Source organism: Enterobacter sp. BNK-29, from assembly GCF_048684785.1.
GTDB lineage: Bacteria > Pseudomonadota > Gammaproteobacteria > Enterobacterales > Enterobacteriaceae > Enterobacter > Enterobacter cloacae_M.
On record NZ_JBLQTU010000001.1, the window covers coordinates 2,809,190 to 2,822,173 of the forward strand.

Consider the following 12,984-nt stretch of genomic DNA (forward strand, 5'->3'; position numbering starts at 1 on the left):
GGCTTTCCTTATTTTGTCTCAGCGACTTTGAGTTCCTGATAATCGTTCAGCTCGCGGTAGTTATTGCGACGCTTTTCCAGATCGGACTGGATCTGCTTCATGGTTTCGCGGTCCACTTTCAGCAGGCGCACCACGCCCGCGGTAATCAAGTATCCAATGCCGGGAATGACGGTAAAGAGCAGCACGATCCCATTAATGGCGTTCGCGCTCTGCGCTTTTGCGCCCGCGTCATAGCCGTACCAGGAGAGCAGGAAGCCGACCATCGCCCCGGCAATCGCCAGCCCCAGCTTCAGGAAGAAGATGTTGCCGGAGAAGCTGATCCCCGTGATGCGCTTACCGGTCTTCCACTCGCCGTAGTCGTCCACGTCGGCCATCAGCGACCAGTGCAGCGGAGACGGGATCTGGTGCAGGATGTTCAGCAGGAAGTAGAGCACCACGATGGTGACGGTGGCTTTCGGGTCGAAGAAATAAAAGGCGGTTGAGAAAATCGCCAGCACAATATTGGTCCAGAAGAAGACCTTCAGCTTACACCAGCGGTCGGTCAGCACTTTTGCCAGCACGCTGCCGAGCATCATGCCGACTACGCCCAGGCTGATAAACAGCGTGGCGAAGTGGGTGCTCTGGCCCATCACCCAGGTGACGTAATACATGGTGGCCGCCATGCGGATAAAGCCCGGGCAGACGTTGCACAGGGTCAGGAGCAGAATGCGTACCCACTGGTCGTTCTTCCACACGTCTTTGAGATCGTTTTTCAGCTCGTCGTTGGTCTGTACCGCCGGACGCACGCGCTCGCGCACGGTGGCGAAGCAGAACAGGAACATGCAGGTTCCAATCAGCGCCAGGACGGTCATCGCCATCTGGTAACCTTTGGCTTTGTTATCCCCGCCAAACCAGTCTGCCATCGGCAGCAGCGTTAATGAGAGCAGCAGCGTGGCGATGCCGACCAGCACGAAGCGATACGATTGGCAGGCCACGCGCTCTTTTGGATCGTTGGTGATCACCCCGCCCAGCGAGCAGTAGGGAATGTTGATGGCCGTATAGGTCAAAGAGAGCAGGAAGTAGGTGACAAACGCATAGATAACTTTGCTGTTATAGCTCCACTCCGGCGTGGTGAACATCAGAATGCTGAACAGCGCGTAGGGGAAGGCGATCCACAGCAGCCATGGACGAAACCGGCCATATTTGCTGCGGGTACGGTCAGCAATCGCGCCCATGATCGGGTCCGTTACGGCGTCAATCACGCGCACGGAAAGCAGCAGCACGCCGACCAGCGCAGGGGCGAGGCCAAAAATATCCGTATAAAAATAGTTAACAAACAGCATGATGGCGCCGAAGATGATATTGCATCCCGCGTCGCCCATCCCATAGCCGATCTTTTCTTTTACTGACAGTGTGTTGTTATCCATCGACAGCTCTCCGGTTTACGGTATGGAGAGAATTATTCGCTGGCAAAGGAATATATGCGTTGCAGTATCAGGGCGGTGATATGGATAAATGCGCTGTGGGCGTGAAAGTGTGAGGGAGGTAACAACGCGCGGCACCCGCAAAAGCAGGCGCCGCGGAGAGAGGCTTAGTGTGCTTTCATAGCATTACGGCTTTTCTGACTGAAGAGATAGCCTACGCCAAGGATCGCAATCCAGACCGGGATCAGGTAGACGGAAATCGCCATACCCGGGGTGATCAGCATGATCACCAGCACGGCCGCCATGAACAGCAGGCACACCCAGTTGCCCAGCGGGTAAAGCAGGGCAGGGAAGCGGGTGGTGACGCCCTGCTGCTCCTTGGCGCGGCGGAACTTCATGTGCGCCAGGCTGATCATCGCCCAGTTGATGACCAGGGCAGAGACCACCAGCGCCATCAGCAGGCCAAACGCCGATTCCGGAGCCATGTAGTTAATGAGCACGCACAGCGCGGTCACAACCGCCGAAACCAGAATCGTGTTTACCGGCACGCCGCGTTTATCGACGTTGAGCAGCGCTTTTGGCGCGTTGCCCTGCTGGGCCAGGCCGAACAGCATGCGGCTGTTGCAGTACACGCAGCTGTTGTAAACGGAGAGCGCTGCGGTCAGTACCACGATGTTCAGGGCGTTGGCGACAAAGGTGTCGCCCAGCTCGTGGAAGATCAATACAAACGGGCTGGTGTCAGCGGTCACGCGCGTCCACGGCAGCAGGGAGAGCAGCACGGCCAGCGAGCCCACATAGAAGATCAGGATACGGTAGATAACCTGGTTAGTGGCTTTTGGAATGCTCTGCTCCGGGTTGTCGGCTTCAGCGGCGGTGATGCCCACCAGCTCCAGACCGCCGAAGGAGAACATGATAATGGCCATCATCATCACCAGACCGGTCATGCCGTGAGGCAGGAATCCGCCCTGTTCCCAGAGGTTGCGCACGGTTGCCTGCGGGCCGCCGTTGCCGCTGAACAGCAGCCAGCCGCCAAAGATAATCATCGCCACCACGGCAATAACCTTAATGATGGCAAACCAGAACTCCATCTCACCGAACACTTTTACGTTGGTCAGGTTAATGGCGTTAATAATGACGAAGAAAGCGGCTGCGGAAGCCCAGGTTGGGATCTCGGGATACCAGAACTGAATGTATTTCCCGACGGCGGTAAGCTCGGCCATGGCAACCAGAACGTACAGCACCCAGTAGTTCCAGCCCGAGGCGAAACCGGCAAAGCTGCCCCAGTATTTATAAGCAAAGTGGCTGAAGGAGCCTGCGACCGGCTCTTCAACGACCATTTCACCCAGCTGGCGCATAATCAGAAAGGCAATAAAGCCGGCAATCGCGTAACCCAAAATAATGCCGGGACCGGCCGACTGGATAACGGATGCGCTGCCCAGAAACAGGCCGGTACCAATCGCACCGCCCAGTGCGATGAGCTGTATATGGCGGTTTTTAAGCCCGCGCTTTAGCTGATCGCCGTGCTGTTGAGCTTCCATTTGAAACCTCGTGTGTGGTTGTTATGTTCACGCTGTGCGTGTGTAATTATGAAAATCCATATTCTGTATTTATTTCTTTACGGCTAACGAGACCGAAAAAAGCGGACATGACTTCCGTAAGCGCAAGAATAGTGGTAAGTGCCTGCGAATGCACCTGCTTTATGAAGGGGTGATGACGACTTGAATAAAAAGAAAGCATTTGTAAATCGGCCCGCTTATTCTTCCTAACCCAACCTATAGAATAGAAATGCTCCGTAAGTGGGCGAATTTTCATTATTTGCCTTGTTGAATCGCTTCAGATTGCAAAAACCCTCGTTTCATTATGGTTAAAACTCCCTCTTTGGGAGTAATCAACTCATTTGTGCAAAGTTACATTTCTGAAACGTTATTTCTGTAAGGTTGTTAAAATGTGCAGGGTTTACTGATTTCAATCAAAACCAATATGGACAGAAGGTGAATACTTTGTTACTTTAGCGATACGAAATAGAAATTGGTAAGACCAATTGACTCCGGGCAAAAAGGCGTAAGACAGGGAATATGGCCTACAGCAAAATTCGCCAACCAAAACTATCTGATGTGATTGAGCAGCAGCTGGAGTTTTTAATCCTCGAAGGGACTCTGCGCCCGGGTGAGAAACTTCCGCCAGAACGCGAGCTGGCAAAACAGTTCGACGTTTCACGTCCCTCTCTGCGTGAGGCGATTCAACGTCTCGAAGCAAAGGGCTTGCTGCTTCGTCGCCAGGGCGGCGGAACCTTTGTGCAAAACAGCCTGTGGCAGAGCTTCAGCGATCCGCTGGTAGAACTTCTCTCTGACCACCCAGAATCCCAGTTTGATCTGCTTGAGACCCGTCACGCGCTTGAAGGTATTGCGGCCTATTACGCCGCCCTTCGCAGCACTGATGAAGATCGCGTACGTATCCGCGAACTGCATCAGGCCATTGAACGGGCACAGCAGTCCGGCGATTTAGACGCCGAGTCCAGCGCCGTCGTCCAGTATCAAATTGCCGTCACCGAAGCGGCCCACAACGTGGTGCTCCTCCATCTGCTACGCTGCATGGAGCCCATGCTGGCCCAGAACGTTCGTCAGAATTTTGAATTGTTGTATGCCCGTCGGGACATGCTCCCACTGGTAAGCAACCATCGCACCCGAGTATTCGAGGCGATAATGGCCGGGGAACCGGAGCAGGCGCGCGAAGCGTCGCACCGCCATCTGGCTTTCATTGAGGAAATCTTGCTGGACCGCAGCCGTGAACAATCGCGTCGCGAACGTTCATTACGCCGCATACAGCAACGAAAGGATTAAGCGCCAGGTACTTTTAGAGCGCGGCAACTAAACGCAGAACCTGTCTTATTGTGTTTTCTGGCGAAAATACAATGGGACAGGTTCCAGACAAATCAACGTATTAGATAGATAAGGAATACCCCCATGTCAGAACGTCTCCAAAATGACGTGGATCCGATCGAAACTCGCGACTGGCTACAGGCGATCGAATCGGTCATCCGTGAAGAAGGTGTTGAGCGCGCTCAGTATCTGATTGATCAGCTGCTTTCTGAAGCCCGCAAAGGCGGCGTGAAGGTTGCTTCAGGTGCAGGGGCTAGCAACTACGTAAACACGATTGCCGTCGAAGACGAACCGGAATACCCGGGCAATCTGGATCTGGAACGTCGTATCCGTTCTGCAATCCGCTGGAACGCCATCATGACCGTTCTGCGCGCATCCAAGAAAGACCTGGAACTGGGTGGCCACATGGCGTCCTTCCAGTCTTCTGCGACCGTTTACGAAGTGTGCTTCAACCACTTCTTCCGTGCAGCGAACGAGAAAGACGGCGGCGATCTGGTGTACTTCCAGGGCCACATCTCTCCGGGCATCTATGCACGTGCATTCCTGGAAGGTCGTCTGACTGAAGAGCAGATGAACAACTTCCGTCAGGAAGTACACGGTAAAGGTCTGTCTTCTTACCCGCACCCTAAACTGATGCCTGAATTCTGGCAGTTCCCGACCGTATCTATGGGTCTGGGCCCAATCGGTGCGATCTATCAGGCTAAATTCCTGAAATACCTGGAACACCGTGGTCTGAAAGACACCTCTGAGCAGACCGTTTACGCCTTCCTGGGCGACGGCGAAATGGATGAGCCAGAATCCAAAGGTGCGATCACCATCGCAACCCGTGAGAAGCTGGACAACCTGTGCTTCATCATCAACTGTAACCTGCAGCGTCTGGATGGTCCGGTAACCGGTAACGGCAAGATCATCAACGAACTGGAAGGCATCTTCGCTGGTGCTGGCTGGAACGTGATCAAAGTCATGTGGGGCGGTCGTTGGGATGAGCTGCTGCGTAAAGACACCAGCGGTAAACTGATCCAGCTGATGAACGAAACCGTTGACGGTGACTACCAGACCTTCAAATCCAAAGACGGTGCCTACGTTCGTGAGCACTTCTTCGGCAAATATCCTGAAACCGCAGCACTGGTTGCAGACTGGACTGATGAGCAGATCTGGGCTCTGAACCGCGGTGGTCACGATCCGAAGAAAGTCTACGCTGCACTGAAAAAAGCGCGTGAAACCAAAGGTAAAGCGACTGTAATCCTGGCCCATACCATCAAAGGTTACGGCATGGGTGATACCGCAGAAGGTAAAAACATCGCTCACCAGGTTAAGAAAATGAATATGGACGGCGTGCGTTATATCCGCGACCGTTTCAACGTTCCAGTGACCGATGAGCAGGTAGAAAACCTGTCTTACATCACCTTCCCGGAAGGTTCTGAAGAGCACAAGTACCTGCACGAACGTCGTCAGGCGCTGAAAGGCTACCTGCCAGCTCGTCAGCCTAACTTCACCGAGAAGCTGGAACTGCCAGCGCTGGAAGACTTCTCTCAGCTGCTGGAAGAGCAGAACAAAGAGATCTCCACCACTATCGCTTTCGTTCGTGCCCTGAACGTGATGCTGAAGAACAAGTCGATCAAAGATCGTCTGGTTCCAATCATCGCCGACGAAGCGCGTACTTTCGGTATGGAAGGTCTGTTCCGTCAGATCGGTATCTACAGCCCGAACGGCCAGCAGTACACTCCGCAGGACCGTGAGCAGGTTGCATACTACAAAGAAGACGAGAAAGGTCAGATCCTGCAGGAAGGTATCAACGAGCTGGGCGCAGGCGCATCCTGGCTGGCTGCTGCGACCTCTTACAGCACCAACAACCTGCCGATGATCCCGTTCTACATCTACTACTCCATGTTCGGGTTCCAGCGTATCGGTGACCTGTGCTGGCAGGCAGGCGACCAGCAGGCTCGCGGCTTCCTGGTAGGCGGTACCTCCGGTCGTACGACTCTGAACGGTGAAGGTCTGCAGCACGAAGATGGCCACAGCCACATTCAGTCTCTGACTATCCCTAACTGTATCTCTTACGATCCGTCTTACGCGTACGAAGTGGCAGTCATCATGCATGACGGTCTGCAGCGCATGTACGGTGAAGCGCAAGAGAACATTTACTACTACATCACCACCCTGAACGAAAACTACCACATGCCGGCAATGCCAGCAGGTGCCGAGGAAGGTATCCGTAAAGGTATCTACAAACTCGAAACCATCGAAGGTAGCAAAGGTAAAGTTCAGCTGCTGGGCTCCGGTTCTATCCTGCGTCACGTACGTGAAGCAGCGCAGATCCTGGCGAAAGACTACGGCGTGGGTTCCGACGTGTACTCTGTGACCTCCTTCACTGAACTGGCGCGTGATGGCCAGGATTGTGAGCGCTGGAACATGCTGCACCCACTGGAAACTCCACGTGTTCCGTACATCGCTCAGGTGATGAACGACGCGCCAGCGGTGGCGTCTACTGACTATATGAAACTGTTCGCAGAGCAGGTTCGTACTTACGTTCCAGCTGATGATTATCGCGTACTGGGTACTGACGGCTTCGGTCGTTCTGACAGCCGCGAAAACCTGCGTCACCACTTCGAAGTTGATGCTTCTTACGTGGTTGTAGCAGCACTGGGCGAACTGGCTAAACGTGGCGAAATCGATAAGAAAGTGGTTGCGGACGCAATCACCAAATTCAACATCGATGCAGAAAAAGTTAACCCGCGTCTGGCGTAAGAGGTAAAAGAATAATGGCTATCGAAATCAATGTACCGGACATCGGGGCTGATGAAGTTGAAATCACCGAGATCCTGGTCAAAGTAGGCGACAAGGTTGAAGCTGAACAGTCGCTGATCACCGTAGAAGGCGATAAAGCCTCTATGGAAGTCCCGTCTCCTCAGGCTGGCATCGTTAAAGAGATCAAAGTCTCTGTTGGCGATAAAACCGAGACTGGCAAACTGATCATGATTTTCGATTCCGCCGACGGTGCAGCAGCTGCTGCACCTGCGCAGGAAGAGAAGAAAGAAGCCGCTCCGGCCGCCGCTGCTCCAGCAGCTGCCGCAGCAGCAAAAGAAGTGAACGTGCCTGACATCGGCGGTGACGAAGTTGAAGTCACTGAAATCCTGGTGAAAGTGGGCGACACCGTTGCGGCTGAGCAGTCACTGATCACCGTAGAAGGCGACAAAGCCTCTATGGAAGTGCCGGCTCCGTTCGCGGGTACCGTTAAAGAGATCAAGATCAATACCGGCGATAAAGTGTCTACCGGGTCGCTTATCATGATCTTCGAAGTGGCGGGTTCAGAAGGCGCTGCAGCGCCTGCGCAGGCCGCTGCTCCGGCTCCGGCTGCTGCACCAGCAGCTGCTGGCGGCGCGAAAGACGTTAACGTACCGGACATCGGCGGTGACGAAGTTGAAGTGACCGAAGTGATGGTGAAAGTGGGCGACAAAGTTGCCGCTGAACAGTCACTGATCACCGTAGAAGGCGACAAAGCTTCTATGGAAGTGCCTGCGCCGTTCGCGGGTACCGTTAAAGAGATCAAAATCAGCACCGGCGACAAAGTGTCTACCGGCTCTCTGATCATGGTCTTCGAAGTGGAAGGCGCTGCGCCTGCCGCAGCTCCGGCAGCCGCGGCTGCTCCAGCACCGGCTGCTGCACCGGCTCAGGCTGCTAAACCAGCCGCTGCCCCTGCTGCTAAAGCAGAAAAATCTGAGTTCGCTGAAAACGACGCTTACGTCCACGCTACCCCGCTGATTCGTCGCCTGGCGCGCGAGTTCGGTGTGAACCTGGCGAAAGTGAAAGGAACCGGCCGTAAGGGTCGTATCCTGCGCGAAGACGTTCAGACCTACGTGAAAGACGCGGTGAAACGCGCCGAAGCTGCACCTGCTGCAGCCGCTGGCGGCGGTATCCCGGGCATGCTGCCATGGCCGAAAGTGGACTTCAGCAAGTTCGGCGAAATCGAAGAAGTGGAGCTGGGCCGCATCCAGAAAATCTCTGGTGCTAACCTGAGCCGTAACTGGGTGATGATCCCGCACGTTACGCACTTCGACAAAACCGATATCACCGATCTGGAAGCGTTCCGTAAACAGCAGAACGCTGAAGCTGAGAAGCGCAAACTGGACGTGAAATTCACCCCAGTGGTCTTCATCATGAAAGCCGTTGCCGCTGCTCTTGAGCAGATGCCACGCTTCAACAGCTCCCTGTCCGAAGACGGCCAGAAGCTGACGCTGAAGAAATACATCAACATCGGTGTTGCGGTTGATACGCCAAATGGTCTGGTTGTTCCGGTCTTCAAAGACGTGAACAAGAAGAGCATCACTGAGCTGTCCCGTGAACTGACCGTGATCTCCAAGAAAGCGCGTGATGGTAAGCTGACTGCCGGCGAAATGCAGGGCGGCTGCTTCACTATCTCCAGCATCGGCGGCCTGGGTACCACCCACTTCGCACCGATTGTTAACGCGCCGGAAGTGGCTATCCTCGGTGTGTCCAAGTCCGCGATGGAGCCGGTGTGGAACGGCAAAGAGTTCGTGCCGCGTCTGATGATGCCAATCTCTCTGTCCTTCGACCACCGCGTGATCGACGGTGCTGATGGTGCGCGCTTCATCACCATCATCAACAACATGCTGAGCGACATTCGCCGCCTGGTGATGTAATCGAAAAGCCGGCCAGTCGGCCGGCTTTTTTCTGATAATCTCATGGTGTTTGTGAGGTTATTGGCGAAAGCGACAATTCGTGAGCCGTTTGTTGTTTCAAAATTGTTAACAATTTTGTAAACTGCGGGCGGATAGAACGACCCGGTGGACGACGGGTATAAATTAAGAGGTCATGATGAGCACAGAAATCAAAACTCAGGTCGTAGTACTTGGGGCAGGCCCGGCAGGTTACTCCGCAGCATTCCGTGCAGCGGATTTAGGTCTGGAAACCGTCATCGTAGAACGTTACAGCACCCTCGGCGGTGTTTGTCTGAACGTCGGCTGTATCCCTTCTAAAGCGCTGCTGCACGTAGCGAAAGTTATCGAAGAAGCCAAAGCGCTGGCTGAACACGGTATCGTCTTCGGCGAGCCGAAAACCGATATCGACAAAATTCGTACCTGGAAAGAGAAAGTTATCACTCAGCTGACCGGCGGTCTGGCGGGTATGGCCAAAGGCCGTAAAGTGAAAGTGGTAAACGGTCTGGGTAAATTCACCGGTGCGAACACCCTGGAAGTGGAAGGCGAAAACGGCAAAACCGTGATCAACTTCGACAACGCGATCATCGCGGCAGGCTCTCGCCCAATCGAACTGCCATTCATTCCGCATGAAGATCCGCGCGTGTGGGATTCCACCGATGCGCTGGAGCTGAAAACCGTTCCTAAGCGTCTGCTGGTCATGGGCGGCGGTATCATCGGTCTGGAAATGGGTACCGTGTACCATGCGCTGGGTTCAGAGATCGACGTGGTTGAAATGTTCGACCAGGTTATCCCGGCTGCCGACAAAGACATCGTTAAAGTCTTCACCAAACGCATCAGCAAGAAATTCAATCTGATGCTGGAAACCAAAGTGACTGCCGTTGAAGCGAAAGAAGACGGTATTTACGTTTCCATGGAAGGCAAAAAAGCCCCATCCGAACCGCAGCGTTACGACGCCGTGCTGGTGGCTATCGGCCGTGTGCCGAACGGTAAAAACCTCGACGCGGGCAAAGCTGGCGTGGAAGTGGACGACCGTGGCTTTATCCGCGTTGACAAGCAGCTGCGCACTAACGTGCCGCACATCTTTGCTATCGGCGATATCGTCGGTCAGCCAATGCTGGCGCACAAAGGTGTTCACGAAGGTCACGTTGCCGCTGAAGTTATCGCCGGCATGAAGCACTACTTCGATCCGAAAGTCATTCCATCTATTGCGTACACTGAGCCAGAAGTGGCATGGGTCGGTCTGACTGAGAAAGAAGCGAAAGAGAAAGGCATCAGCTACGAAACCGCCACCTTCCCGTGGGCTGCTTCTGGCCGTGCTATCGCTTCCGACTGCGCTGACGGTATGACCAAACTGATCTTCGACAAAGAGACTCACCGCGTCATCGGTGGCGCGATTGTCGGTACCAACGGCGGCGAGCTGCTGGGTGAAATCGGTCTGGCTATCGAAATGGGCTGTGACGCTGAAGACATCGCGCTGACCATCCACGCTCACCCGACTCTGCACGAGTCCGTGGGCCTGGCGGCAGAAGTGTTTGAAGGCAGCATCACCGACCTGCCAAACGCGAAAGCGAAGAAGAAATAAGTTTCTTCAGATGAAAAAAAGCGGCCAATGGCCGCTTTTTTTTATGCGCTGCGTTTAGGGGGCCACAGGCTGCCAGGTTTTATCAGGGCTATAGGCGGCTAGCGCCCGGGCTTTCTGCTCTGAATCGCTGCCGAGATCGGACTGATACACCTTGTCGTCCTGATTTATCACAAAGCTCATGACGCCCGTCTGACCGTAGCTGACCGGCCAGGCCACCATCGCGAAACCGTGATTGTCCGGCAGGATGCGGAAGCGATAGCCGTGATAGCCGGTACCCGGCTCTTTCGGGCTAAATGCCGGGCCGAGCGGGCTGGGCGCTTCGCCGGGCGAGGCTGGCCAGTACAAACCGTCTTTTTTGCTCTTCGAGCTGACAATCTTCTGCGCGTATTTCTGGTTCATCGCAAAATAGCTTTGCTGCGCATCAACATAGGCATGCAAGGCTTCAATGGCGGCGAGCTCGTTACGCCCGATTTCGCGGGTGAGGATCTCTTCAGCCCCTTCTTTGATGTCGAACTGCCAGCCTGCAGAGGTTTTGATCACCGGGATGGGAAGCTGCCAGCCGCTGTCTCCGACAACCAGATGCGCCGTATCTCCCTCGACAACCGTGGTATGACGGACGTTCCAGTCGCGCAGGAAGCGATCGACAGCATCCGGATCAACGCCCTCAGGGGGCAGAAAATCGCGCCAGTTCTCTCCGAGCAGGTTGGTCATCGCGCTCTCATTTTGCTCACTGATGGCTTTGGTCAGCGCATCGGTTGCCTGAGCGGGTGTGCTAAAGGACTGCTGCGCCATCACCGAGGCCGAAAGCATGAATAACACCATTCCGCTGAGTAGTTTACGTTTCATGTCGGTTCCCTTAGCGATGTCGAATTTCACGGCGTTCAGCACGTCCACCAGACGCCTGACGTGGCTGCTGCTGGCGCGCAGCGAGCTGTCGGCTTTGCGCACCGCGCTGCTGCTGCGCCTGCCAGTTCGCCGAGCGGCTGTCGTTACCGCTCAGCGCATTGGCCCGCGGCTGGCTGTTTCGCTGCTGGAGAGTGCGCTGCTGCGCGGGCTGCGAAACCCGCTTCTCTTGTCTCTGCGCGGTGGTCTGGCGATTTTCTCGCTGCTGCGCGGTGCTCCGCTTCGCTGTCTGCGGTTTGGTGTCGTAGCCGCGGTAGTTATTGCGCTGCGAAATCTGCTTCAGCTGTTCGCCTGAGGCCTGACGCTGCACCTCTTTCGTTCCGGTTCGCGCCGTCTGGGGGAAGGTTTTGCCCGTGGATTTCTCCATCTGGCTCAGCGCGGCCTGACGCTGGCTATCGCGATTAACCGGTTTTTGCTGCGTTGAGCTGAGCCCTGTCGCCGCGTTAGTGGAGTGGAAGCGAGTGTTGAGCTGGTTAGTCGGATAGGGCACGCCTTCCCGATAGGCCGGGTTGTGCTGCCAGGTGCGGTTGGCATCCGTCAGGCGCTGTCCGCTGATTTTATTGAAGTTCTCAACGTTGATATTGATATTGTTATCACCGTTGCGGTTATAGCCGCCGTGATTATCCCAGTCGCCATGGTGATGATCCCAGTCATCGTCATCATCCCAGTCGATGCTGCTGAAGATGGCATAGGTTGTGGCGACGCCCAGGCTGAAGCCTAAACCGTTTACGAAGCTGTTGCTAAACTGCTCCCCGGGCGTAGGCGGCAGATAGGTGGGCGGATAGGCGGCGTTGGGCCAGGTCCCGTAAACCGTATTGGGGTTATAGGTGGGGACGTAAACAACCTGCGGGTCGGCAGATTCAATTTTGATTACCGTTGGGGCGGGCGCGGACGTCGTGGTTGTCGTCGCCTCGGTGGTGCTGGTTTTCGCTGGCGCCGGTTTTGTCACGGTGGTGACCGTCTGCTGGGGCGTGGATTGTAAAGCGCCGGCCTTCTGTGCCAGCGCGCGCAGGCGCTGAACGGAATCCATCACGTCCTTCGGCTGCGCGAGAAACGCATCACCCAGATTTTGTACCCACGGCGGGTTTTCACCCATCAGGGACATAAGCTGAGGAAACGCGACCAGCGATTTTACGCTGGGATCCCAGGGCTGGCTGGCAACGGCCTGAATCGCGGCGTCCCCTTCCATTTTAGGGTTGTCTTTGGACCACTGCGCGGCCTGGATCACGTTGGCGGGATAGGTCGACGCCATTAAAATTTGCGACAGCAGGGCATCCGGATAGAGCGCGATGGGAGCAACCCATTGATCGATTTGCGCGGCAGTGTAGGCTGGCGCGACAGCAGGGGCGAGCTGGGCTGCGGCAGGCGCAGGTGTCGCCGGTTGTTGTGCGACGGGAGCCGGCGCAGCGGGCTCCGTGGCGCGGCCTTTGACAAACATGACGCCCGAGGCGGCAAACAGCCCGGCACTGCACACAAGGACGAGCAGATGTGGCTTAAAGGGCAACTTCATAAAATGACTCCAACGAGACAAGCGCTGT

General features: G+C 55.3%; 8 protein-coding genes. 4 read left to right on the forward strand and 4 right to left on the reverse strand.

Annotated features, from left to right (window positions below; translation table 11 throughout):
- Positions 1 to 8: 8 nt before the first annotated feature.
- The gene (locus tag ACMGGX_RS13435; protein WP_047742805.1) at positions 9 to 1,406 is read right to left on the reverse strand and encodes a glycoside-pentoside-hexuronide (GPH):cation symporter; all 1,398 of its coding nucleotides are present in this window, start codon (positions 1,404 to 1,406) and stop codon (positions 9 to 11) included.
- 164 nt (positions 1,407 to 1,570) lie between these two features.
- Entirely contained in the window at positions 1,571 to 2,941 is a 1,371-nt protein-coding gene (gene aroP, locus ACMGGX_RS13440; protein ID WP_181594401.1) for an aromatic amino acid transporter AroP, read from the reverse strand.
- A gap of 537 nt (positions 2,942 to 3,478) precedes the next feature.
- On the opposite strand from aroP, the gene pdhR reads away from it, so the two are divergent.
- The 4 genes from pdhR to lpdA all read left to right on the forward strand — a co-directional run bounded on the left by pdhR (position 3,479) and on the right by lpdA (position 10,543).
- A complete protein-coding gene (pdhR, locus tag ACMGGX_RS13445) occupies positions 3,479 to 4,243 on the forward strand; it encodes a pyruvate dehydrogenase complex transcriptional repressor PdhR (protein WP_008501960.1) in 765 nt (254 codons plus the stop codon).
- Positions 4,244 to 4,366: 123 nt separating this feature from the next.
- Positions 4,367 to 7,030, forward strand: coding sequence for a pyruvate dehydrogenase (acetyl-transferring), homodimeric type (aceE, locus tag ACMGGX_RS13450; protein WP_023310418.1), 2,664 nt, complete (start codon positions 4,367 to 4,369; stop codon positions 7,028 to 7,030).
- Positions 7,031 to 7,044: 14 nt separating this feature from the next.
- Entirely contained in the window at positions 7,045 to 8,943 is a 1,899-nt protein-coding gene (gene aceF / locus ACMGGX_RS13455) for a pyruvate dehydrogenase complex dihydrolipoyllysine-residue acetyltransferase (RefSeq protein WP_348562031.1), read from the forward strand.
- Between the two features lie 175 nt (positions 8,944 to 9,118).
- Positions 9,119 to 10,543 carry a dihydrolipoyl dehydrogenase gene (gene lpdA, locus ACMGGX_RS13460; RefSeq protein ID WP_003856313.1) on the forward strand — a complete coding sequence of 475 codons (1,425 nt, stop codon included), beginning with the start codon at positions 9,119 to 9,121 and terminating at the stop codon, positions 10,541 to 10,543.
- A 54-nt stretch (positions 10,544 to 10,597) separates the two neighbouring features.
- Here the strand turns inward: lpdA and ACMGGX_RS13465 are convergent, their stop codons facing one another.
- Positions 10,598 to 11,389: a DUF2950 family protein gene (locus tag ACMGGX_RS13465; RefSeq protein WP_348562051.1), complete on the reverse strand. Its 792-nt coding sequence runs from the start codon at positions 11,387 to 11,389 to the stop codon at positions 10,598 to 10,600.
- Positions 11,390 to 11,399: 10 nt separating this feature from the next.
- A complete protein-coding gene (locus tag ACMGGX_RS13470) occupies positions 11,400 to 12,956 on the reverse strand; it encodes a DUF3300 domain-containing protein (protein WP_348562032.1) in 1,557 nt (518 codons plus the stop codon).
- Positions 12,957 to 12,984: the final 28 nt, after the last annotated feature.

Excerpts from the sequence above, each read along its gene's own strand:
- lpdA (WP_003856313.1), top strand. The coding sequence starts at position 9,119 with ATGAGCACAGAAATCAAAACTCAGGTCGTAGTACTTGGGGCAGGCCCG.
- ACMGGX_RS13465 (WP_348562051.1), bottom strand. The coding sequence starts at position 11,389 with ATGAAACGTAAACTACTCAGCGGAATGGTGTTATTCATGCTTTCGGCC.
- aceF (WP_348562031.1), top strand. The coding sequence starts at position 7,045 with ATGGCTATCGAAATCAATGTACCGGACATCGGGGCTGATGAAGTTGAA.
- ACMGGX_RS13435 (WP_047742805.1), bottom strand. The coding sequence starts at position 1,406 with ATGGATAACAACACACTGTCAGTAAAAGAAAAGATCGGCTATGGGATG.
- pdhR (WP_008501960.1), top strand. The coding sequence starts at position 3,479 with ATGGCCTACAGCAAAATTCGCCAACCAAAACTATCTGATGTGATTGAG.
- ACMGGX_RS13470 (WP_348562032.1), bottom strand. The coding sequence starts at position 12,956 with ATGAAGTTGCCCTTTAAGCCACATCTGCTCGTCCTTGTGTGCAGTGCC.
- aceE (WP_023310418.1), top strand. The coding sequence starts at position 4,367 with ATGTCAGAACGTCTCCAAAATGACGTGGATCCGATCGAAACTCGCGAC.
- aroP (WP_181594401.1), bottom strand. The coding sequence starts at position 2,941 with ATGGAAGCTCAACAGCACGGCGATCAGCTAAAGCGCGGGCTTAAAAAC.